Below are 22,995 nucleotides of genomic sequence, written 5' to 3'. Positions count from 1 at the left end.
CCGAAGGGTTCCCGAAGCGGGCCGTCCCAGGCTGGGGGCAACACGGAAAGGGAGATTCGCTATGCAAAAGACCTCTGTAACGGTGCTGGGACTGGGCCTGATGGGAACGGCGCTCGCCGAGGCCCTCCTGGCGGAAGGCCACGCGGTCACGGTCTGGAACCGCTCCGCCGCCAAGGCCGCGCCGCTGGTCGCGAAGGGGGCCGTCCAGGCGTCCGACGCGGGCGCGGCGATCGAGGCGAGCGAGCTGGTCATCGTGTGCCTGTCCGTCTACGCGAACGCGGAGGAGATCCTCGCGACCGACGCGCTCGCGGGACGCACGGTCGTCCAGCTGACCAGCGGCAGCCCCGACCAGGCCCGCGCGATGGCGGGCCTCGTCACCGGACGCGGCGCCCGCTACCTGGACGGCGGGATCATGGCCGTCCCGCAGATGATCGGGGGCCCCGGCGCGCTGATCCTGTACTCCGGCGATGAGGACGCCTTCACCCGCCACAAGGACGTGCTGGCCGTGCTCGCCGAGGCGCGCCACGTGGGCGCCGACCCGGGCCTCGCGCCGCTGCTCGACTTCGCGCTGCTGGACGCCATGTACGGGATGTACGCGGGCTTTTACCACGCGCTCGCGCTCGCCCGGTCCGAGGGCATCACGGCGTCGGCGTTCGCGCCGATGGTCACCGACTGGATGGCGGCGATGATGCGCTCGTTCCCCGAGCAGGCGCGGGCCCTGGACGCGGGCGAGTTCGGCACCCACGTCTCCAGCGTGGCGACCAGCCAGGTCGCCTTCCCGACGCTGATCGAGACGAGCGTCAGGCAGGGCGTCGACCCCGCGCTCCTGCTGCCGATGCGCGACCTCCTCGACCGCGCCGTCGCCGAGGGCCACGGCGCCGACGCGCTCCAGCGCCTGGTCCCGCTCCTGGAGACCGGGAAGGGCTAAGCGGAGGGGGCCGGGAGGAGGCCGGAGGTCTCCAGGTACTGGCGGCCGCGGGGGGTGATGTCCCAGGCGTTGTGGCGCCACTCCTTGCGGCGCCACACCACGCCCGCCGACAGGAGCCTGCGGCCGACCCGGCTGATCTCGGTCTCGTCGGTGCCGAGTTCGGCGGCGAGCTGCTGGTTCGACAGGCCCTGCTTGCGCGCGACCGCGACCAGGAAGCGGGCCGCGTGCCCGCCCGGCTGGAGCGCGAGCTGGAGCCCGGACGGCAGCCGCCGCAGCGCCCAGTGGACCACGTCGATCAGGCCGAGGATGCGCCCGCGCAGCTCGCGCTCCTGCCCGTCGAGGGCGCCGACGTCCAGGTACCGGCGGTGCAACCACTGGAGCCCGTCCTGACATTCGACCAGGGCGGGCTCGTCGGCGCTGAGCGAGGCGTCGGTGATCAGCATGCCGAGCGCGCTGAACTGGCCCTCGCTGATGTTCTTGGTGTCGTGCTCCATCTCGTCGATGAGACGCCGGACCTCCGCTCGGCGGTCGTCCCCAGTGCTCACGGCTGCTCCTCGGTCGCTGGACGGAACCCGGACTCCTTCAGGGTGCGCCGAATGCCAAGTGACTGTCAAGTGATGCCGGACACGCTCTCCGAACCGGTACATGACTCTGTTGCGAATGCCACTGAAAGGCGGCGGTCAGCGGAGTTACGATCGGGCGACCGCTCGTGACAATCGCCTTCCCCGGGGGCCGCCTATGATCGACCACGTGCCGGAAACCGCCCGCACCACCGGACCGGCCGACCTGTTCGTCCTGCTGTACGACGCCATCGACGACGGCGTCTTCCAGGACTGGACGGCCACCCGCTGGTACGAGGATTCGCAGGTCCGGCAGGAGGCGGAGCGCATCGCCTCGACCGTTCTCGACACCGGCTCGCTGCCCCCCGGACAGGTCGAGGAGGCCATCGCCGGACGCGGCGATCTCGGCCGGTTCGTCCTGCTGCTCGGGCTCGACATCGCGCTCGCGCACGCCAGCCCCTACGGGCCCTACTACGACGCCCCCCGGCTGACCGGCCTGCTGGTCAACTACCTGACCGAGGGCAGGCTCAACGGCCCGGAGACCTCCGGCGCGCTGCTGCCCCGCTGCGCCTTCCCCGGCCGCCCGCTCGGACGCCGCTCCAAGGCCGAGTTCTTCGGCGTCCACCGCGTCCCGCAGGCCGAGTGGGACCGCGTCGACCACCGCGTGCTGCCCGCCGTGAGCGACCCGCACTTCACCCGGGACGCGCCGGTCCCGGTCGGCTGCGCGCCGGTGCTGGAGACCTTCGACGACATCGAGATCGAGTTCGAGGAACGGCTCGGCATGACCGTCTACCGGCTGCGCCCGATGGACTCGGCCGGCATCCGCTCCCGGATCAAGGCGATCGTCCGGCGGCTGGACGAGTCGGGCGCGCAGATCGCCGTGATGCCCGAGTCCTCGCTGTCGGACGCGCTGCTGGAGCACTGGAAGGAGGTCGCCTTCGACACCGCCGGACGCGACCGCGACCGGCACCCGCTGCGGTTCCTGCTCGTCGGCAGCGGCCCGGTCGGCGGCGGCGACCCGCCCCCCAACCGCGCCGTGCTCATCGACCGCTGGACGGGCCGGGAGCTGCTCGTCCAGGACAAGCTCTCCGGCTTCACGCTGGACGCGGCGCAGATGCGGCTGTGGCGGCTGCCGGGCGCGCCCGCGGAGGGCACCGCCGAGGAGTACGCCGCGACCGGCACCCGGGTCGCCGTGCTCGACTCCTCGCTCGGCCGCCTCGCCACGCTGATCTGCGAGGACCTCGGCCGCTCGATCGGCTGGGAGCGCGAGGTGCAGGCGTGCGGGGTGTCGCACCTGCTCGTCCCGATCTTCTCCAAGCCGATCCTGGAGTACCGCTGGGAGCAGCAGGGCGCCGAGCGGCAGGTGTCCGGCCTCGGGAGCTGGGTCGTGGTGTCCAACAGCCTGGCCGTCGGCGCGGCGATCCCGGACGAGGAGCTCCAGGGCGCCCGCCACACCTGCCTGGTCGCCGGGCCCGCCGACCTGGAGCGCGCCGCCTACGCGACCGAGCTCCAGTTCGGCAGCGCCAGCACCGGCGCCGAGCTGGGCAGGCTCGCGACCGCCGAGCTGCCCCGGGTGCTGCCCGGCGCCGCCTACGACGTCTGGCACGCCCACCTGCCCGCCGCGAAGTAGCCTCGCTCCCCGCGCTCACCCCACCGTGAACGTGCCGGGGGCGGCGGCCGGGCCGGCGGTGGTGTGCACGACGACGCTTCCGGTCGTGGCGCCCTCCGGCACCCGCACCCGCAGCCGCGTGTCGGTGACGTCGGCGGCGGCCGCGTCCACGTCGCCGAACCGGACGAAGGTCGCCGCGCCGAGGCTCGTGCCGTGGACCGTGACGAGGGTCCCGACCGGGCCCGACGCCGGTTCGATCCGGGTGATCCAGGGCCGGTACACCTGGTCGCGTCCGGGCTGAAGCGCCTGGTCGCGTCCGGGCTCGGCGGGGGCGAACAGCGTTGCGAAGACCGTCCGCAGCTTCTCCGCCGTCTGCTGGGAGAACAGCCCGACCAGCGCGGCGATCGCGGTGACGCCGTAGGGGTTGATCTCCGCCGACCCGCCCACCGGGCTCGTCAGCCCGCCGCGCAGGACGAGGTACACCACGAGCCCGAGCAGCGCGCCGACGAACGGTAGGAACAGGTACATCATCAGCCAGCTCCGGCGCAGCGCGCGGTTCCCGACGTACCAGTACAGCGAGCGCAGCGCGTGCACGATCGCGCCGAGGGCCCCGGCGGCCATCACCACGACGAACAGGCTCGCCTCCCGCGTCAGGCGCGGCGTCCAGCCCGGCAGGTGGACGGCGACCGTCTCCGGCTCGGGACGCACGCGCCCGTCCGGCCCCACGCCCGGCGCGGACGGCCACGCCTGCACGAGCACGACCACCAGCACCGCCGTGAACACCAGCAGGACGGCGGACGCGACGACGATGTCCCGGGCACGCGCGTACTCGGATCCGACCGGCGACTCGGTCACGGTCCTCCCTCTCGCAACGCCCTCGTTGCGTCCCCTGCCGTTAATCGAGCCCGCACACGCCCTCGTTTCGCACGCCGATACCACAGGCCACTTCCAGATACCGGAAAGGCGGTGTGCGGGTCTCGCGAACGACTGTCACCGAGCGTATGATCTGGGTCACATTTCCGACGACCAGATCGGTGTGCACATGTACGAGGCCGTCCCCCAGCAGCCCGTCTTCCGCCCCGCCGCCTCTGACCACCTCGCGCTCGGCGTCGGCGCCGACGGGACCTACACGCTCGGCGGCCAGGTCGCCGCGTTCCTTCTCGGCGTGCTCACGATGCTCCTCTTCTTCCCGCTGATCGTGGTCGCCGCGCTGCTCTACACCCGCGCCGAGGAGCGGTTCGCCTCGGGCGAGGTGGAGCGCGGCCGTCGGCTGGTGACGTGGTCGTGGGTGTGCATCACGCCGCTGCCCGCCCTCGCCCTCGTCGTGGGGAGCCTCGCCGCGGTCGTCGCGCTCGTCGGGTGAACCGGACGGGAAGAGGACGGCCACCAGGCGGGTTGTCACCCGTTATGAGCGTCCCCTTCTCCGTCCTCGACCTGGCCCCCGTCGTCAGCGGCTCCACGTCCGGCCAGGCCCTGCGCAACACCCTCGACCTGGCCCGGCACGCCGAGCGGCTCGGCTTCCACCGCTACTGGCTCGCCGAGCACCACGCGATGCCGGGGATCGCCAGCTCCGCCACCGCCGTGCTGATCGGGCAGGTCGCGGCGGCGACGTCGGCGCTGCGGGTGGGATCGGGCGGGATCATGCTGCCGAACCACGCGCCGATGGTGGTCGCCGAGCAGTTCGGGACGCTGGAGGCGCTGTATCCGGGACGCATCGACCTCGGCCTCGGCCGCGCGCCCGGCACCGACCAGGCGACCGCGCGGGCCCTGCGCCGCTCCCCCGACGCGCTCTCGGTGGACGACTTCCCCGAGCAGGTCGTGGAGCTGCGCAACTACTTCGACGCCGCGAGCAAGGTGACGCCCGCCGCGGGCAACGAGCCGCCGATCTGGCTGCTCGGATCCAGCGGCTACAGCGCGCGGCTCGCCGGGCTGCTCGGGCTGCCGTTCGCGTTCGCGCACCACTTCAGCGCCGAGAACACGGTGCCCGCGCTGGCGCTGTACCGCGAGTCGTTCCGTCCGGGCGCGCTGGAGGAGCCGTACTCGATGATCGGCGTCTCGGTCACCGCCGCCGAGACCGACGAGCGGGCGCGCGAGCTGGCCGCCCCGCAGGCGCTCGCGTTCCTGCGGCTGCGGCAGGGCAACCCCGGGCTGATGCCGACGCCGGAGGAGACCGCCGCCCACCCCTACACGCCGCTGGAGCGCCAGATGATCGACGCGCGCCTGGCCGACCAGGTGATGGGGAGCCCGGAGACCGTCCGGCGGCAGATGGACGCGCTCATCGAGCGGACGGCGGTCGACGAGGTCATGGTCACCACGATGGTGTACGACCACGCCGACCGCCTGCGCTCCTACGACATCCTCGCGGAGCTGTACCAGGACGCCCTGGCCCCCGCCTAGGCCGCGCGTCGCGCGGCGACCCCGGCCCGCGCCGCGCGGCGACCTCAGCCGTCACGCGGGCGCGTAGCTGACCGGTGGGGGCGACGCCGGAGGCGAGCCTCCACCGGGAAGATCGCGAAGCGATTCCGCGCCCGCCAAGGCACGGTCACGTCCCGAGCCGCCAGGCGAGGGACGTGGGCCGGGACTTCATGAACGCAGCCGCCAGGCGAGTGCCTTGGGCCGGGACTTCATTGAACCCGCGGACGGATCTGGAACTCGAACGGGACCGTGCCCGGGTCGGGGAGGGCGGTGCCGCCGTCCACGCTCAGCACGGCGCCGTTGACGTAGGACGCCTCGGGCCCGAGGAGCCACAGCACCGCCGCCGCGGCCTCCTCGGGCGTGCCCGCCCGGCGCTGCGGGACGAGCCGGGTGACCTCCTCGTAGGCCTCCTCGCGCCCGATGCCGTGCGGCGCCCCGAACTCCTCCATCTCCCGGTCGGACATCTCCGTGCGGATCCAGCCGGGGCACACCACGTTCGCGCGGACGCCGCGCGGCCCGTAGTCCGCCGCGATCGTCTGGGTGAGCATGGTCAGCGCGGCCTTGGACGTCGCGTACGCGGCGACGCCCGTCGGGACCCGCAGCGCCGCCACCGACGAGACCGCCACCAGCGACCCGCGCGCCTCGATCAGGTGCGGCAGCGCGGCCTTGGCCAGCAAAAACACCGACGTGAGGTTGGTGTCGATGGTCAGCTGCCAGTCCTCGGGCGACAGGTCGAGCACGGCGCCGTTGCGCAGCGCGCCCGCGTTGGCGACGACACCGTCCAGGCGGCCGTGCGCGGCGACGACGTCCTCGACCAGCTCGGCGACCGCGCCCGGGGAGGCGACGTCGCAGACCCGGGGCTCGGCGCCGCTCTCGGCGGCGACCCGCTCCAGCGCCTCCTTGCGGCGCCCGCAGATCACGACGTGGTCGTCCGCGGCGGCGCCGCGCGCGACGGCCGCGCCGATCCCGCTGCCGCCACCGGTGACGATCAGCACCCGTCCCATCTCACGCTCCCTCTTCTTCGACTCGGCCAGGTTCGCCCAGGTAGGCGGCGTGCAGGAGCTCCGGCGACTTGCGCAGCGCCGCCGCCGGGCCGCTGTGGGTCAGCCGCCCGCCCGCCAGCACGTGCGCGGTGTCGGCGATCTCCAGCGCGAGCGTCGCGAACTGCTCGACGAGCAGCACCGCGACGCCCTCGTCCGCCAGCTGGCGGACGGCGGGCAGCAGCCGCTTCACGATCACCGGGGCGAGGCCGAGCGACATCTCGTCGATCAGCAGCACCGACGGCGCCATCGCGAGCGCGCGGGCGAGCACGACCATCTGCTGCTCGCCGCCCGACAGCAGCCCGGCCGGGGTGTCCATCCGCTTGTCCAGCTCGGGGAACAGCTCGGCGGTCCGGTCGGGGCCGCTGCCGCGCCGCACGACCCGCAGGTTCTCCGCGACGGTGAGCTGGGTGAACACCGTCCGGCCCTGCTCGACGAGCGCGATGCCGCGCTTGGCCCGCGCGACCCGGTCGAGCCCGGCGAGGTCGTCGCCGTCGCCGGTCAGCCGTCCGGACGCGATCGGCAGCACGCCCGCGACCGCCTCCAGCAGGGTCGTCTTCCCGGCGCCGTTCGGGCCGAGCAGGACGGTCACCTCCCCGGCCGGGACGGCCAGCGTGACGTCCCGGACGATCGGGGCGGCGCCGCGCGCGACCGCGACGTCCTCCAGCCTCAGTTCCTTCACGTGAGTGCCACCTCGTCTCCCAGGTAGGCGCGGGCGACCTCGGGCCGCGCGAGCACCTCGGCGGGCGGTCCCGACGCGATGACCGAGCCGAAGTCGAGGACGACGACGCTCGCGCAGGCCCGCCGGACCATGTCGAGGTCGTGCTCGATCAGCAGCACCGACGCGCCGAACCGCGCGGGCACCTCGACGAGCCGGTCGGCGAGCGCGAGCGACTCGGCGTGCGCGAGGCCGGCGGCGGGCTCGTCCAGGATGATCAGCTTCGGCCGGGCGAGCAGCGCGGCGGCCACCTCCAGCAGCCGGCGGCTGCCGACGTCCAGGTCGAGGACGTGGGCGTTCAGCGCCGGGCAGCCGAGGAACGCGCGGACCTCCTCCAGCTCCTCCCGCGTCACCGAGCGGTGCGCGGCGAAGCGCAGGTAGGCGCCGACGGTGAGCCCGGTCGGGACGCGGTCCTGCTGGAACGTGCGGCGCAGCCCGGCGGCGGCGCGGCGGTGCACGGGCATCCCGTCCAGCTTGCGGCCGTCGAGCGTGACGGACCCGGTCGCGGACGTGAGGAACCCCGACAGCGCGTCGGTCAGCGTGGACTTGCCCGCGCCGTTCGGCCCGATGAGCCCCATGACGGTGCCCTCGGGGACGACGAGGTCCACGTTCTCCAGCGCGACGACCTGCCCGAAGCGGACGCCGAGGCCCTCGACCTCCAGCAGCGGCTTGGTCCCGAGCGGCGGCTCGCCGCTCTCCTGCGACGGCCTCGGCTCGGGGACCTTCACGGGTCTGCGCGCCCGCAGCCTGCGGGCCATGCCCTCGCTGATGCTGCTGCCCTGCGACAGCGCCTGGACGGCGCCGACGCCGAACAGCACGTTCGCCCAGTCCTGGTTGATCCCGGCGCGGCGGAAGATCTCCGGCACGAACGCGATCAGGAAGCCGCCGAACAGCGCCCCGACCACGTACTCGCTGCCCGCCATCACGGCGACGACGAACAGCGCGAGCGAGCTGATCGTGGTGAAGTTCTGCGCCGTGATCATGCCGATCTGCCCGGCGAGCAGCCCACCCGCCAGGCCCGCGCCGAACGCGCTCAGCGCGAACGCCGACAGCTTGGCGCGGGCGACGCTCGTCCCGGACGCGGCGGTCGCGCGCTCGGAGAACCGGACGGCGCGCCACGCGGCGCCCATCCGGGTCCGCCCGAGCCACTCGACGCCGATCGCGGCGACGACGAACAGCACCCCCGCGTAGACGAAGTACTGCCGGTCGGTGGCGATGAACATCGGCCGCAGGACCTGCTCGCCCGTCTCGACGCCGGGGAAGTTGACCGCCGCGATCACCACGTCGGCGGCCGCCGCGAACCCGAGCGTGACGACCGCGAGGTGCACGCCCCGCAGCCGCAGCGCCGGCAGCCCGATCAGCACGCCGAACGGCATCGCGACGACACCGCCCGCGATCGTCCAGACGATCAGCCCGCCCGGCGCCTGCCAGACGTTGAGCTGGGCGACCGTCCACGCGCCGACGGCCGCGAACGCGAGCTGGCACAGCGAGTTCATGCCGGCGCGGCCGACGATGCCGAGGCCGAGCAGCGCGACCGCCGACACCAGCACCGACGTCGCGAGGAACAGCCAGTACTGCGGGACGACCGCCGCCGCGACCGCGATGACCAGCAGCGCGACGGCCGGCTGCGCGAGCGGGCCGAGCACCGACGCGGCCGGGTTCGTCTGCTTGTCAGCGAGCCGCATCCCACACCTCCCGCCTCTGGGACCAGATCAAGATGGCGAGGATCGCCACGAACGGAACCGTGTCGCGGTACTGCTGCAACTCGGTGACGTGCGCGAGCGCGCCCTGGAGCGTGCCGAGCCCGAGCCCGCCCGCGACCGTCCGGCCGAGGCTGCTGAAGCCCCCGACCAGCGCCGCCGCGCCCGCCGGGATCACCATCAGCGCCAGCGACGTCTGGTCACTGGTCTGCTGCGGCGCGACGACCAGCAGCACGGCCGCCGCCAGCAGCCCCGTGACCGCCCACATCCCGACGCCGAGGCGGCGGGAGGGGATCGCATGCAGTTCGGCGGTCGTCGGGCGCTCCGACAGCGCCCGCAGCCGCAGCCCGAGGACGGTGCGGGTGAGCACGAGCCACGCCGCGCCCGCGACCACGACCGAGCCGACCGCGCAGACGGCCGCCGCCTGCGTGACCGTGATCCCGTCCAGGGTGAACAGCGAGCCGCCGAACTTGCCCGGCATGCGGCGCGGGTCGGTGCCGAACACCAGGTAGGAGACGGCGAGCAGGCCGACGAGGAACGCGATGGAGATCGCCGAGCGCTGGTCGGCGCCCGCCTCCCCGAACCACTTGCCCATCACCCAGCCGAGCACGGCGGCGACGAGGGTCGCGGCGAGCAGCCCCGCGAGCGCGGCCGCCCCGTAGGGCCAGCCGTGCTCGGAGGCCACCGCCATCGTGTAGACGCCGATCACGCCGATCGCGACCTGCGCGAAGTTGACGACCCTGACCAGCCGGAACATGAGCGTGAGGCAGAGCCCGAGTGCGGCGTAGGCGCCGCCGCCGGCGAGTCCGGCGATCGCTCCCTCAAGCATTGGGAAGTTTGACCCACTCGGGCGTCAGGACGGTCCATCCGCCCTTCGCGTCCGGCTTCACGAACTTGGCGGCGAGGTTGGAGGCGTGCGAGTCGCCGGTCCCGAACGCGAACGGCATCCCGGTCATGCCCGAGGGCAGCGGCTTGAGGTCCTCCATCGCCTTCGTGACCTTCTCGCGGGTGATGTCGCCCTTGATCGAGCGCAGCACCGTGACCAGGTGCTGGGCGGCGAGGTAGCCGCCCTGGGCGAACGCGGTGAGCGGCACCTTGTGCTTGGTCATCGTCGCCCGCCAGTCCTTGTTCGCGGCGGACTGCTCGTCGGTGTAGGGCTCGAACTCCGACAGCGCCACGACGTTCTTGCCCGCCGGGCCGAGGGCCTTGGACGCCTCGACCGTGTAGGTGGAGGCGAGGAACAGCCACTTGATGTTGTTGATCTTCTGGGCCTGCGCGGCCTTGACCCAGCCGATCGACATCGGCTCGACGCCGTTGAACAGCACGGCCTCGCAGCCAGCGCTGCGGGCGCGCAGCACATAGGGGGTGAAGTCGGTGGTGGAGGCCGACAGGCTCAGGTCGTTGACCAGCAGCTTCTTGCCGGTGATCTTGGACCAGCGGTCCACGCCCTCGCGGTAGGCGTTGGCGGTGCTGCCGATGATGGAGAAGAACGCGCAGATCTTGTTCAGCTTCAGCTTCTCGGACGCGTAGTACAGCGTCACGGTCGAGCCGAAGAACGGGCCGGTGTTGACCGGCGAGATGTTCGACGAGGTGAAGCAGCCGGGGTCGACCCCGATGCCGCGCACGTCGGTGATCTTGTTGCGCTTGTAGAGCGGGCCGTTGACCTGGCAGTCGACGAGGCTCGCGCCGCCCGCCAGCGCGACGGCCTTCTTGTTCTGGATGACGTCGCGGGCGGCCAGCGCGGCGCTGGCCGGGTCGCCCTTGTCGTCGCCGGCGGTGTAGGCGATCTTCCGGCCGTTGATGCCGCCGTTCGCGTTGACGTCATCGAACACGGCGCGGGCCGCCTGCGACGCCTCGGGGAAGGTGACCGGGCCGCTCAGCGTCGACACCGAGCCGATGTTGATCGGCCCGGAGCCGCCGCCGGCGCTGTCGTCCGCGCATGCCGCCAGGGGGGCGACCAGGACGGCCGCGGCGAGGATATGTGCGATTCGCATGTCAGAGACCTTCGGTGCTGTGGACGATCCCGCCGTCGAACACGGTCAGAGCGACGGGGACGTCCGGGAGGTCGTGGGGGTCGAGGGCGGTGAGCGTCCCGTCCAGGACGGTGACGTCGGCGGCCTTGCCGGGTTCGAGGGTGCCCTTCCAGTCCTCGGCGAAGTCCTGCCAGGCCGCGTTCACGGTGTAGGCGCGGACGGCCTCCGGCAGCCCGACGCGCTGCTCGGGGCCGAACGTCCGGCCGCTGGCCTTGGACTCGCGCAGCAGCATCGCCGCCACGCCCTGCCGCCAGTTGGGCGAGGCGACGGGCGCGTCCGAGCTGGCGCAGACCGGGATACCGGCCTCGATCGCCGATCGGACGGGGTACTGGTAGGCCGCCCGCTCATGGCCGAGCTGCTCCTCCAGCATGTCAACGATCATCCATTTGATCGCCGGGTTCATGTTCGCGCCGAAGCCGTGCCGGGCGAGCTTGCGCATGCTCTGCGGCCCGAGCAGGTCGGCGTGGATCACGTAGTGGCGCGGGTCGTCGCGGGGGTGCTCGGCCTGCGCGGCCTCGAACGCGTCCACGACGGCGTCGATCGCGCGGTCCCCGGTGACGTGCACGCCGAGCTGGTGGCCCGCGACGTGCGCGAGCCTGATCATCTCATTCAGCTCGCGGGTGCGCAGCGCGTCGGCGGCGCCGTGCACGCACAGGCAGCCGAAGTCGCCGCCGGGGTACTGGTCGCGCATCCACGCGGTCTCGTTCGGCGGGATGCCGTCGGCGAACAGCTTCACGCCGATGACGTTGAGGATGCGCGGGTCGACGTCCTGCGGGGTCTTCGCGGTGGCGAGACCTTCCGCGATCTCGGCGGCCGAGCCGCTCATGCCGGTGAGCAGCAGCAGGACGCTGACCCGCGCGCCGAGTTCGCCGGCGCGGGCGAGGTCGCCGTAGACGTCCAGGGTGAGCTGGCTCGCGGCGCCCGCGAACAGGCTCTTGCCGCCCGGCCCGAGGCCGGGCTCGGTGTAGCTGGTGATCCCCTCCTGCTGGAGCACCGCGACCGCCTCGCGGATCGCCTGCTCGATCTGCGCGCGGGTGTAGGCGGGCAGGTGCCGCTGGAGGAGGTCCTGGGCGCCCTCGGCCAGCAGGCCGGTCGGGTTCCCGGCGCCGTCCACGTGGATGCGGCCGCCCTCCGGGGACTCGCTGTCGGCGGTGATCCCGGCGAGCTCCAGTGCCCGCGTGTTGGCCCAGGTGAGGTGGCCGCTGAAGTCCTGGAGGTACACGGGGTGGGACGGGGCGACCGCGTCGAGGTCGGTGCGGTTCGGCATCCGCCCGCTCTCAAGGCTCTCGGTCAGGTAGCCGGGGTCCCAGCCGTTCCCGCGAATCCATTCGCCCTCGGGGGTGCGGGACGCCGCGTCCTTCACGACGGCCACGATGTCGGCGATCGATCGGACCGCCGGGTGCGCCACGTCCAGGGCGAGCGGCGGGCGGTTCACGCCGAACGCGCAGCCGTGCAGGTGCGAATCGTTGATGCCGGGCAGGGCCGTGCGTCCGCGCAGGTCGACGACCTGGGTGCGGGGTCCGGCCAGCGCGCGTATGTCATCGGTCGAACCGACCGCTGTAATCTTCCCGCCGGTGATGGCCACAGCCTGCGCCACCGAGAACCGGGCGTCGGCCGTGAGGACCTCGCCGTCCAGTAGCACCAGGTCCGGGGAGTGGTTCATGTGCGCCCCTGCTCCTTAATTTGGGCCCAAACGTATGGCGAACGTATGGGGCCAAACGATGAACGGTCAATCACGAACCTATAACAGAGTGACGCACTTCACTTCCCACTGGGCAGCATAAGGCCACCGGTCCCCCCACTGGGGGCCGGTGGCCTGGGTTTCCGCAGGTCAGCCCGCGAGAGCCGCCTCAAGAACATCGAGGCCCTCGACCAGCAGATGCTCGGGGATGACGAGCGGCGGCAGGAACCTCAGGACGTTCCCGTACGTCCCGGCCGTGAGCACCAGCAGCCCCTGCGCGTGGCAGCGGCGGGCGATCTCGGCCGTGAGCGCCGGATCGGGCTCCTTGGTGCCCTCCCGGACCAGCTCGATCGCGATCATCGCGCCGCGGCCGCGCACGTCTCCGATCGCGGGATGGCGCTCCGCCAGCGCGCGCAGCCGGGGCAGCATGACCTCGCCGATCCGGTGGGCGCGCTCGGTGAGCTTGCCCTCCTCGATCTCCTCCAGGACGGCCAGCGCCGCCTCGCACGCCAGTGGGTTGCCGCCGTACGTGCCGCCGAGGCCGCCGCCGTGCACCTTGTCCATGATCTCGGCGCGGCCGGTGACGCCCGCGAGCGGCAGCCCGCCCGCGATGCCCTTCGCCGTCACGACGATGTCGGGGACGATCCCCTCGTGCTCGGAGGCGAACAGGTCGCCCGTCCGCGCGAACCCCGTCTGGACCTCGTCGGCGACGAACACGATGCCGTTGTCCCGGCAGAACTCCGCGATCGCCGGGAGGAACCCGGGCGCGGGCTCGATGAACCCGCCCTCGCCCTGGATCGGCTCCACCACGACCGCCGCGACGCTCTGCGCGCCGATCTGCTTGGAGATCTGATCGATCGCCTGCGCCGCCGCCTCCGGACCGCAGTTCTCCGGCCCGGACGGCCACCGGAACGGGTACGCGAGCGGCATCCGGTACACCTCGGGGGCGTACGGGCCGAACCCGTGCTTGTAGGGCATGCTCTTGGCGGTCAGCGTCATCGTCAGCAGCGTCCGGCCGTGGTAGCCGTGGTCGAATACCACGACGGCCTGCCGCCCGGTCGCGTACCGCGCGATCTTGACGGCGTTCTCCACCGCCTCCGCGCCGCTGTTGACCAGGAACGACCGCTTCTCGTGGTCGCCGGGCGTGATCCGGTTGAGGTTCTCGCAGACCCGTACGTACGACTCGTACGGCGCCACCATGAAGCACGTGTGCGTGAACCGGTCCGCCTGCGCCTTCACGCGCTCGGCCACCCGGGGGTTGGCGTTGCCGACGCTGGTCACCGCGATACCCGAGCCGAAGTCGATCAGGCTGTTGCCGTCCACGTCGACGACCACGCCGCCGCCCGCGTCCGTCACGTACACCGGCAGGACGCTGCCGACGCCCGGCGGCACCGCGGCGGCGCGGCGCCCCTGCAACTCCCGGGAGCGCGGCCCCGGGATCTCGGTCACGACACGGCGCTCCTGCGGCAGGCGGCTCGAACCGCCGAGATCCTCGCTGGTCATGGCGCGAACATAAGCCGGACCGCGCCTACGATGAACCGTACGGGACGGCGAAATCCGTCCACCCGAATGGACACCCTGCACAAGGACCGCTCATGCCGCCCACCCTGGCCGCCGTGGCCGCGCTGCCGCAGCTCGGGCTGCGGGTGCTCACCGGGCCGCGCGTCCCGGACACCCCGGTCGTGTGGGTCGCGGTCAGCGAACTGGAGGACCCGACGCCCTTCCTGGAGGGCGGCGAGCTGGTGCTGACCACCGGCATGCGGCTCACCCCGGCGGGCGCCGCCCGCTACGTCGACCGGCTGGTCGGACGGGGCGTCGCCGGGCTCGGCTTCGCGGTCGGGGTGATCCACGCCGAGGTCCCGGCCGAGCTGATCGACGCCGCCCGCGATCGCGGCCTCGTGCTGCTGGAGGTGCCGCGCCCGACCCCGTTCATCGCCGTCGGCAAGGCCGTCTCCCGCATGCTGGCCGCCGAGTGGTACGAGGACGTCACCCGCGCCTTCGGCGCCCAGCGCGAGCTGACCCGCGCCGCCCTCGCCGGGCCCGGACCCCTCGTCGCCCGCCTCGCGCGGCTGCTGGACGGCTGGGCGCTGCTGCTCGACCCGTCCGGCGCCGTCCGGGCCGCCGAGCCCGCCGCCGCCCGCGAGCGCGCCGAGGTACTCGCCGCCGACCTGGCGCGGCTGCGCGGGCCGAACGCCCGTCCCGCCGACGGCGGGCTGGCGAGCGTCGCTCTGTCGGTGCCGGGTGAGAACATCGTCCTGCATCGGATCGGGCTGAGCGGGCGGCCGCGCGGCTTCCTGGCCGTGGGCACCGGGGCGCCGCTCCCCCACGTCGCGCACACGATCGTGGGGGCGGCCGTCGCGCTGCTGACCTTGCAGTCGGAGGTCCCGCGCTCGGGCCGCGAGACCCGGGCCGCGCTCGGCGCGCTGCTCCTCGGGCTGCCCCCGGCGGGCCCGGCCGTGCCGCGCGGGCCCGTCCGCGTGCTGGCGTGCGCGGGGCCCGTGCTGGACGCGCTCGACTCCGACCCGTCCGGCGAGCGCTGCCTGGCCGTCCCGCTACCGGGCCCGGGCCGCCGGACGGCCGTCATCGTCCCCGACGAGCTGACCGACACCATCACGTCCCTACTGACCGGAGTCTCGGCGGCCCCAACCCCGTCCCCCTCGCCCTCCACCACGCCGCCCTACACCCCGTCAACCTCGATCGCACCGCCCTCCACCACGCCGCCCCACGACCCGTCGCCCTCGGCCCGACCGCCCTCCACCGCGCCGCCCCACGACCCGTCGCCCTCGTCCACGCCGGGCTCAACCGTGCCGTCCCACGACCCGTCGCCCTCGGCTCCACCGCCCTCCACCACGCCATCCCACGGCCCTTCGACCTCCACCGCGCCGCCCCACGGCCCGTTGCCCTCGACCACGCCGGGCTCAACCGTGCCGTCCCACGACCCGTCGCCCTCGGCTCCACCGCCCTCCACCACGCCGCCCCACGGCCCGTTGCCCTCGACCACGCCGGGCTCGACCGCGCCCTCCCACGGCCCGTCGCCCTCGACCACGCCGGGCTCAACCACGCCGTCCTACGGCCTCTCGCCCCCGCCCCCGTCGGCTTCACGGCCGTCGGCTTCAGCCCCGTCTGCTTCACGTTTGTCGGCTTCGACCGCGTTGACTTCCAGCGCGCGGGGCTCGGGCCTGGCGGCCCCGCACCTGTCGGCCGCAAGCTCGCCGGGCTCTACCGGGCCGGTCGGGGTGAGCGAGCCGGTCACCTTGGCGATCGCGCAGGGCGGGGAGCTGGTGAGTGCGCTCCAGCAGGCGGAGGAGGCGCTCAGCGCGGCCCGCCGCCATGGGAAACCGGTGCTCCACTACTCCGACCTGCCCGGTCAGGGACTGCTCGGGCTGCTCGATCCCGGGGCGGCCCGGGCCTTCGCCGACGGCCTGCTGGCGCCGCTGCGCGCGGAGGGCCTGGTGGACTCCCTGCGCGCCTACGTCGTGGCGAACGGGCAGGGTGAGGCGGCGGCGCGGGCGCTCGGCGTCCACCGGCACACGCTGCGGGCCCGGATGCGCAAGGCCGCCGAACTCCTCGACCGCGACCTGGACGACCCGGCCGTGCGCGCGGAGCTGTGGATCGCGCTGGCCGTGACGTCCAGCGGGGACGGCCGGATTGGACATGCTGGAGCCTCGCGTTCCGTCCCGCCGGAGATAGCGTGAGCGCATGAACGTGACCCCATTCTGGCTGGCCGGCCGGGCCGAGACCGGTGCCGGCGAGCTGACCGTGACGCACCCCTACGACGGCCGGGTGGTCGGGACCGTCGCCGTGCCGACCCCGGACCAGGTGGAGGAGGCGCTCGCGGCGGCCGACGCCGTCCGCGCGAAGGCGGCGGCGCTGCCCCTGCACGTCCGCGCCGAGGCCCTCGCGCACGTGTCGGCGCGGCTCGCCGAGCGCGCCGACGAGGTCGCCCGGCTGATCACCGGCGAGAACGGCAAGCCGCTGCTGTGGGCGCGCGGCGAGGTGACCCGCGCGATCTCCACGTTCCGGTTCGCCGCCGAGGAGACCCGCCGGTTCAGCGCCACCACCCAGCGGCTCGACACCGACCCCGCCGCCGAGGGCCGGATAGCCTACATCACCCGCGTGCCCAAGGGCCCGGTGCTCGGCATCTCGCCGTTCAACTTCCCGCTGAACCTGGCCGCGCACAAGATCGCCCCGGCGATCGCGGTGGGCACCCCGATCGTGCTGAAGCCCGCGCCCGCGACGCCGCTGTCGGCGCTCCTGCTCGGCGAGCTGCTCGCCGAGACCGACCTGCCCGCCGGGATGTTCTCCGTCCTGACCGTCCCGAACGACCGGGCCGCCGCGCTCGTGGACGACCCGCGCCTGCCGATCGTGTCGTTCACCGGCTCCGTCCCCGTCGGCTGGGCGATCAACGACCAGGTGCCCCGCAAGCACGTCACGCTGGAGCTCGGCGGCAACGGCGCGGCGGTCGTCCTGCCGGACGCCGACCTCGACTGGGCCGCCAAGCGGATCGGCCTGTTCTCCAACTACCAGGCCGGGCAGAGCTGCATCGCCGTCCAGCGCGTCTACGTGGACCGGTCCGTCTACGACGCGTTCCTGCCCAAGCTGATCGAGACCGTCGAGGGCCTCGTCACCGGCGACCCGTGGGACGACAAGACCCAGGTCGGCCCGCTGGTCAGCGAGGAGGCCGCCGAGCGCGTCGAGTCCTGGGTGGACGAGGCGGTCGCGGCCGGCGCGAAGGTCCTGGCGGGCGGCACCCGCGAGGGCGCGGCCTACGCCCCCACCGTCCTCGCCGACGTCCCCGCCGACGCGAAGGTGGCGCGCGAGGAGGTCTTCGGCCCGGTCCTGCTCGTCCAGCCCGTGGACGGCGTCGACGAGGCGTTCGCGCTGGTCAACGACTCCAAGTTCGGCCTCCAGGCGGGCGTGTTCACCCGGAACCTCGACATCGCGTTCCGCGCCCACCGCGAGCTGGACGTCGGCGGCGTCGTGATCGGCGACGTCCCGTCCTACCGCGCCGACCAGATGCCCTACGGCGGCGTGAAGGACTCGGGCGTGGGCCGCGAGGGCCTCCGCTCCGCCATGGCCGACTACACGGAGGAGAAGGTCCTCATCTTCACCGGCCTCCCCCTCTGAACACACGAAACGCGGGGCCCCACGGTGGGGCCCCGCGTTCGTGTGTTCAGGCGAGGGTTACGGTCACCGGCATTTCCTTGATGCCGTTCACGAAGTTGGAGCGGACGCGGCGGACGTCGCCCGCCGGGCGGATGTCGGCCAGGCGCGGGAGGAGTTCCTCGAACAGGACGCGCATCTCCAGGCGGGCCAGCGCGGCGCCCATGCAGTAGTGGGGGCCGCCCTTGCCGAACGTGATGTGGTCGTTCGGGGTGCGGGTGACGTCGAAGCGGCCGGGTTCGGCGAAGACGTCCTCGTCGCGGTTGCCGGACGCGAACCACAGGACGACCTTGTCGCCCTCGTGGATCGCGGTGCCGTTCACCTCCGTGTCGCGGGTCGCCGTCCGGCGGAAGTGGTAGACGGGCGAGGACCAGCGGAGGAACTCCTCGACCGCGGTGGGCATCCGGTCGAGGTCGGCGCGCAGCAGGTCGGCCTGGTCGGGGTGCTCGATCAGCGCGCGCATCGTGTGCGTGATGGCGTGCCGGGTGGTCTCGTTGCCCGCGACGACCAGCAGCAGGAAGTAGTTGTCGAAGTCGCGGTCCGAGAGCGGCTCGCCGTCGATTGGGGTCTGGTTGACCAGGCGGCTGACGAGGTCGGCGGACGTGCCGCCGCGGCGGCGGGCGGCCAGCTCGCGGCCGTACTCGAAGACCTCCAGCGACGCGGGGCTGCGGAAGGGCAGATCGCGGTAGCGCTCGCTCTCGGCGCTGTGCAGCAGGACGTCGGCGTAGTCGGGGTCGGTGTTGGCGATGATCCGGTTGCCCCAGTCGATGAGGCGCTGGGTGTCGTCGTCCGGGACGTCCAGCATGCGGGCCAGGACGTTGATCGGGAAGTCGGCCGCGACCTCCGCGACGAAGTCGAAGGTGCCCTTGGCGAGGGCCCGGTCGAGGGTGTGGGCGGTGAGGCCGCGCAGGAACGTCTCGTAGCCCGCGACGGCGCGGGGGGTGAACTCGCGGGACAGGATCCGGCGGAGCGCCAGATGGCGGGGGCCGTCGGTCTCCAGCATCGAGCGGCGGATCGCGGCCTGCCGCTCGTCCACCTCTTCGAGGTTGACGAACTTCTCGGAGGTGAACGTGGCCTGGTCGCGGTCGGCGGCGACGATGTCGGCGTGCCGGGTCAGCGACCAGAAGCCGCCGCCGTCGGGCTCGGGGTTCCAGTGGACGGGCGCGGAGCGGCGCAGCTCCTCGAACATCCGCCAAGGTGTCTCGTCGTCAAGAAAGTTGTCGGGGTCGGCGAGGTCAGCGAAGGTGTCGATCGGCAACGGGGGGCTCCGTTCACAGGTGGTACGCGTACTCGCCGAACTCCCAGTCGGTCACGTGCCGGTGGAAGCGGGCGACCTCGTCGCGCTTGTAGGTGAGGAACGCCGAGACGAACTCCTCGCCGAGCACCTCGACGAGGGCGGTGTCGGCGGCGAGGGCGTCCAGCGCGGTCGGCAGGTCGCCGGGCAGGACGGGGGCCTTGGACGCGTCGTAGCCGTAGCCCTCGAGCGGCGCGGGCGCGGTGAGCTTGTCACGGACGCCCAGGTAGACGGCGGCCAGCAGGCCGGCGACGCCGAGGTAGGGGTTGGCGGAGGCGTCCCCGAGGCGGACCTCCATCCGGGACGCGGCGCCGCGCTCGGGCGGGATCCGCACCATGGCGCTGCGGTTGTCCAGGCCCCAGTCGATCAGCCAGGGCGCGAGCGAGTCGGGCCCGAACCGCTTGTAGGAGTTGATCGTCGGGTTGAACAGCGCGGCGAGCGCGGGCGCGTGCTCCAGCACGCCCGCGATGGCCTGGTGCGCGGTCTCCGACAGCCCGTCGGGGCCCTCGCCCTGGAAGAGGTTGCGGCCCTCGGCGTCCAGGCACGACAGGTGGACGTGGAAGCCGGAGCCGCCCTCGTCGTTGAACGGCTTGGCCATGAACGTGGCGAGCAGGCCGTCGGCGCGCGCGAGCTCCTGGACGGCGGCCTTGAACCGGAACGCGCGGTCGGCGGCGTCGAGCGCGGCGGAGTGGTCGAGGTTGATCTCGAACTGGCCGCCGCCGAACTCGTGGTTGCCCATCGTGACGCCGAGCCCGAGGTCGCGCAGGTGGCGCAGGGTGCGCAGCAGGTGTCCGCCGGTGTCGCCCTTGCGTCCGGCGGTGTAGACGTTGCCGGTCGCGTCGCTGTAGCGGCGCCAGCCGGACGGCGCGGAGGCGTCGGGCTCGCAGACGTAGTACTCCAGCTCCGGCCCGACGACCGGGGCGAGGCCGAGTTCGGAGATCTTCTCGATGGCGCGGCGCAGCACCTCGCGCGGCGCCTCGGCGGCGGGCGCGCTGCCGTCCGGCTCGAAGGCGTCCCCGAGGCAGGACGCGACGCCCGGCTCCCACGGCACGGTGACCAGCGTCGACAGGTCGGGGCGGATGCTGATGTCGGGCAGGCCCGCGTCGAGACCGCCCGGAACGCCGACCGTGTCGCCGCCGGGGGTCGTGTGGTAGATCGCCCGGCAGAACGACAGGCCGTGGTCCATCACCGACGGCAGCCGCTCGACCAGCACGTCCCGCGCGCGTTCGACGCCGATCAGGTCGGTGAAGGAGACGCGGACGACGTCGACGCCGTCCGCGGTGAGCCGTTCCACCACCTCGTGGACGTCGCGGTCTGCTGCGGGGTCCTGTCGACTCACGCCGGGCTCTCCCTCTTCACGGGCTTATCGTTTGGGCTCAAACCATATGGCGGCCCGGGGTCTGTGACAAGACTCCCTGGCCACGGGCATTGATCACCAGTGCCCGGGTGGCGAAACCGCACCGCAGGGCCTATCGTACGGACCCAAACGACATTCCAGGAGGAGCGCGGTGGCATCCGTCCGAGGTTTCCTGTTCCCGAAGACCGCGACCGGCCGGTCGTCGCTGATCCCGAACCCGCCGTGGCACTACTCGGGCGACCTGCTCACCGTCGAGTACCGCACCGACCCCGCCCGCGTGGCCGCGCTGCTGCCCGAGCCGCTGTCGCCCGCGCCCGAGGACCCGGGCGCCGTCGCGATCATCTGGGCGGACTGGCAGTCGTGCTCGGAGTCCGGCGAGGAACTGCTCGACCCCGTCCGGTCCCAGTACAAGGAGTGCTTCGTCGTCGTCCGCTGCTCGTTCGAGGGCCGGACGTACTCCCGCTGCGTCTACATCTGGGTCGACAAGGACTTCGCGATCGGGCGCGGCCTGCACCAGGGTTACCCGAAGAAGCTGGGCTCGATCCACCAGACCCGCCCCCACCCGTACGGGCAGGGCGCGCCCCGCATCGGCGCCGGTGGACGGTTCGGCGCGACGCTCGCCGCCGCCGACCGCCGCCTGGCCGAGGCCGTCGTGACGCTGCGCGAGCCGTCGGAGACCAACGGCTTCGTGAACGGCCACCCGATGGCGCACCACCGCTTCCTGCCCTCCATCGAGCCCGGACAGCCGCCCGCGCTGGACGAACTGATCGAGTCGGGCGCCGCGTCGTTCGAGGCCGGCCCCGCCTGGAAGGGCGAGGCCGAGCTCCGCCTGTTCGACTCCCCCACCGAGGAGCTCACCGACCTCGCGGTGGAGGAGATCATCGGCGCCTACTACCGCCAGGTCGGCGTCGTCTGGAACGGCGGCCGCCGCCTCGCCTAACCACCGGAGCCGATGCGTGTGTAGGTGTCGGGGCGGGCGGTGCGCAGGTACGCGGCGAACGCCGCCCCGAGGGCGGCGGCGACGAAGATCAGCCCCGGTAGGACCCAGGTGAGGGACGAGCCCTTCTCGGCGCCGAGGAGCGCGTCGAAGTTGAGGAGGCTGACGACGAAGACGGCGCCCAGGCCGAGGAAGGCCAGCGCGGGCGCCGCAAGGCGGTTCCACATGTTCTCGCTGCGGTGGTCGCGCGCGAAGTAGCCGACCACCGCGGCGGAGGTGAGGGCCAGCAGCCCGATCACGCCGAGGGCGCCGAGGTTGGTGAACCAGTTGAACAGGCTCAGCACCGGGTCCTTGTCCGCGAGGGCGAAGACGACGACCACGGCCGCCGCCAGGACGGTCTGGGTGGCCGAGCCGACGTGCGGGGACCCGTGCCGGGCGTGGGTGCGGCTGAGCGGGGACGGCAGTACGCCCTCGCGTCCGAGTGAGAAGAAGTAGCGTGCGACGGCGTTGTGGAACGACAGCAGCGCCGCGAACAGGCTCGTGATCAGGAAGATCTGCGCGAGGTCGGAGAACAGCCTGCCGACGTGCTCCTCGGACAGGACGAACACGAGCGCGGGCCCGTCCTTCTGGGCGCGGGCGATGATCTGGGACGAGCCGGTCCCGACGGTCATGGCCCAGGCGGTGAACGCGTAGAACACGCCGATGACGGCGACGGCGACGTAGGTGGCGCGTCCGACGGTCCGGCGCGGGTCGCGGCACTCCTCGCTGTAGAGGGCGGCGGCCTCGAAGCCCATGAAGCTCGCCATCGCGAAGCAGAACGCGGCCCCGGTGGCGCCGGTGGTGGCGGCGTCGAGGCCGAGCGGGGCGGCCGACACGCCGTCCGGCGCGTCCGCGAGCTGGGCGACGTCGAACACCAGGACGGTCAGGAACTCGACCGTGAGCAACACGCCGAGGACGCGGGCGTTGAGATCGACGCGCCGGAAGCCGAGGATCGCGACAACGGCCACGCCCGCGAGGGCCACCGTCCACCAGGGGAGGTCGAGGTCGGTCTTGGTCTTGAGGAAGTCGGCCGTCGTGAAGCCGAACAGGCCGTAGAGGCCGATCTGCATGGTGTTGTAGGAGATGAGGGCGACGAACGCGGCGCCGACCCCGGCGACGCGTCCGAGGCCGTAGGTGATGTAGGCGTAGAACGCGCCCGCGTTCGCGATCGACCGGCTCATCGCGGCGTAACCGCCGGTGAAGATGGTGAGCAGCACCGCCAGCACGACGTACAGCAGCGGGATTCCGGTCACGCCGGTGACGGCGAAGGAGGTCGGCAGGCCGCCCGCGGCGACGGTCAGCGGGGCGGACGCGGCGACGACGAAGAATACGATCTCGGGGACGCCGAGGCGGCGCCGTCCGGACGCGCCGGACGAGGGGGACGACGGGGACGAGGGGGGCGCGGCTTCCGGGATCGCCATGGGCAGCTCCAGTGCCGGTACGGACCCGGGGGATATTCGTTTGGGTCCGCACGAGATGAGGATTGCGGGAGATCGTACGGGCCCGAACAATGACGGACAA

At 73.0% G+C, this 22,995-nt stretch carries 19 protein-coding genes; 7 read left to right on the top strand and 12 right to left on the bottom strand.

Annotated elements, in window-relative coordinates:
• Positions 1-61 precede the first annotated feature (61 nt).
• A complete protein-coding gene (locus K2F47_RS19105; protein ID WP_242905576.1) occupies positions 62-928 on the top strand; it encodes an NAD(P)-dependent oxidoreductase in 867 nt (288 codons plus the stop codon).
• Here the strand turns inward: K2F47_RS19105 and K2F47_RS19100 are convergent.
• Entirely contained in the window at positions 925-1,473 is a 549-nt protein-coding gene (locus K2F47_RS19100; RefSeq protein WP_242905574.1) for a helix-turn-helix domain-containing protein, read from the bottom strand. The two genes, K2F47_RS19105 and K2F47_RS19100, sit on opposite strands and share 4 nt — an antisense overlap.
• Before the next feature lie 205 nt (positions 1,474-1,678).
• Between K2F47_RS19100 and K2F47_RS19095 the strand changes: the two genes are divergently transcribed.
• Positions 1,679-3,118 (top strand): hypothetical protein, encoded by a 1,440-nt coding sequence (locus tag K2F47_RS19095; protein WP_242905572.1) that lies wholly within the window; start codon positions 1,679-1,681, stop codon positions 3,116-3,118.
• Positions 3,119-3,133: 15 nt separating this feature from the next.
• On the opposite strand, the gene K2F47_RS41415 is transcribed toward K2F47_RS19095, so the two are convergent.
• On the bottom strand, positions 3,134-3,952 hold the full coding sequence (locus K2F47_RS41415) for an IPT/TIG domain-containing protein (RefSeq protein ID WP_242905570.1): 819 nt from the start codon (positions 3,950-3,952) through the stop codon (positions 3,134-3,136).
• Between the two features lie 187 nt (positions 3,953-4,139).
• Between K2F47_RS41415 and K2F47_RS19085 the strand changes: the two genes are divergently transcribed.
• Together K2F47_RS19085 and K2F47_RS19080 are read left to right on the top strand one after the other, a co-directional pair.
• The gene (locus K2F47_RS19085) at positions 4,140-4,460 is read left to right on the top strand and encodes a hypothetical protein (protein WP_242905569.1); all 321 of its coding nucleotides are present in this window, start codon (positions 4,140-4,142) and stop codon (positions 4,458-4,460) included.
• Between the two features lie 44 nt (positions 4,461-4,504).
• Positions 4,505-5,494, top strand: coding sequence for an LLM class flavin-dependent oxidoreductase (locus K2F47_RS19080; RefSeq protein WP_242905567.1), 990 nt, complete (start codon positions 4,505-4,507; stop codon positions 5,492-5,494).
• 227 nt (positions 5,495-5,721) lie between these two features.
• Here K2F47_RS19080 and K2F47_RS19075 read toward each other — a convergent pair whose 3' ends face one another.
• From K2F47_RS19075 to gabT, 7 genes are all read right to left on the bottom strand, one after another.
• Positions 5,722-6,516: an SDR family NAD(P)-dependent oxidoreductase gene (locus tag K2F47_RS19075; RefSeq protein WP_242905566.1), complete on the bottom strand. Its 795-nt coding sequence runs from the start codon at positions 6,514-6,516 to the stop codon at positions 5,722-5,724.
• 1 nt (position 6,517) lies between these two features.
• Complete coding sequence (locus K2F47_RS19070) at positions 6,518-7,234, bottom strand: ABC transporter ATP-binding protein (protein ID WP_242905562.1); 717 nt, start codon at positions 7,232-7,234, stop codon at positions 6,518-6,520.
• Positions 7,231-8,955: a branched-chain amino acid ABC transporter ATP-binding protein/permease gene (locus K2F47_RS19065; RefSeq protein WP_242905560.1), complete on the bottom strand. Its 1,725-nt coding sequence runs from the start codon at positions 8,953-8,955 to the stop codon at positions 7,231-7,233. Before K2F47_RS19065 ends, K2F47_RS19070 begins: the two co-directional genes overlap by 4 nt.
• Positions 8,942-9,799 carry an ABC transporter permease subunit gene (locus K2F47_RS19060; protein ID WP_242905547.1) on the bottom strand — a complete coding sequence of 286 codons (858 nt, stop codon included), beginning with the start codon at positions 9,797-9,799 and terminating at the stop codon, positions 8,942-8,944. The genes K2F47_RS19065 and K2F47_RS19060 overlap by 14 nt, the downstream gene beginning before the upstream one ends.
• On the bottom strand, positions 9,792-10,964 hold the full coding sequence (locus tag K2F47_RS19055; protein WP_242905545.1) for an ABC transporter substrate-binding protein: 1,173 nt from the start codon (positions 10,962-10,964) through the stop codon (positions 9,792-9,794). Before K2F47_RS19055 ends, K2F47_RS19060 begins: the two co-directional genes overlap by 8 nt.
• Position 10,965: 1 nt before the next feature.
• Positions 10,966-12,666, bottom strand: a complete 1,701-nt coding sequence (locus K2F47_RS19050; RefSeq protein ID WP_242905543.1) for an amidohydrolase — start codon at positions 12,664-12,666, stop codon at positions 10,966-10,968.
• Between the two features lie 168 nt (positions 12,667-12,834).
• Entirely contained in the window at positions 12,835-14,187 is a 1,353-nt protein-coding gene (gene gabT / locus K2F47_RS19045) for a 4-aminobutyrate--2-oxoglutarate transaminase (protein WP_242905541.1), read from the bottom strand.
• Positions 14,188-14,279: 92 nt separating this feature from the next.
• On the opposite strand from gabT, the gene K2F47_RS19040 reads away from it, so the two are divergent.
• Both K2F47_RS19040 and K2F47_RS19035 read left to right on the top strand, forming a co-directional pair.
• Positions 14,280-16,379 (top strand): PucR family transcriptional regulator, encoded by a 2,100-nt coding sequence (locus tag K2F47_RS19040; protein WP_242905539.1) that lies wholly within the window; start codon positions 14,280-14,282, stop codon positions 16,377-16,379.
• 4 nt (positions 16,380-16,383) lie between these two features.
• Positions 16,384-17,811 carry an aldehyde dehydrogenase family protein gene (locus K2F47_RS19035; protein ID WP_242905537.1) on the top strand — a complete coding sequence of 476 codons (1,428 nt, stop codon included), beginning with the start codon at positions 16,384-16,386 and terminating at the stop codon, positions 17,809-17,811.
• A 46-nt stretch (positions 17,812-17,857) separates the two neighbouring features.
• Here K2F47_RS19035 and K2F47_RS19030 read toward each other — a convergent pair whose 3' ends face one another.
• Entirely contained in the window at positions 17,858-19,105 is a 1,248-nt protein-coding gene (locus K2F47_RS19030; RefSeq protein ID WP_242905536.1) for a cytochrome P450, read from the bottom strand.
• Positions 19,106-19,118: 13 nt separating this feature from the next.
• On the bottom strand, positions 19,119-20,480 hold the full coding sequence (locus tag K2F47_RS19025; protein ID WP_242905530.1) for a glutamine synthetase family protein: 1,362 nt from the start codon (positions 20,478-20,480) through the stop codon (positions 19,119-19,121).
• A 169-nt stretch (positions 20,481-20,649) separates the two neighbouring features.
• Between K2F47_RS19025 and K2F47_RS19020 the strand changes: the two genes are divergently transcribed.
• A complete protein-coding gene (locus K2F47_RS19020; RefSeq protein WP_242905528.1) occupies positions 20,650-21,438 on the top strand; it encodes an acetoacetate decarboxylase family protein in 789 nt (262 codons plus the stop codon).
• On the opposite strand, the gene K2F47_RS19015 is transcribed toward K2F47_RS19020, so the two are convergent.
• Positions 21,435-22,895: an APC family permease gene (locus K2F47_RS19015; protein WP_242905526.1), complete on the bottom strand. Its 1,461-nt coding sequence runs from the start codon at positions 22,893-22,895 to the stop codon at positions 21,435-21,437. The two genes, K2F47_RS19020 and K2F47_RS19015, sit on opposite strands and share 4 nt — an antisense overlap.
• Positions 22,896-22,995: the final 100 nt, after the last annotated feature.

This window comes from Actinomadura terrae (assembly GCF_022751215.1).
In the GTDB taxonomy this organism is placed as follows: domain Bacteria; phylum Actinomycetota; class Actinomycetes; order Streptosporangiales; family Streptosporangiaceae; genus Spirillospora; species Spirillospora terrae.
This window is presented reverse-complemented; position numbering and strand designations above follow the sequence as displayed.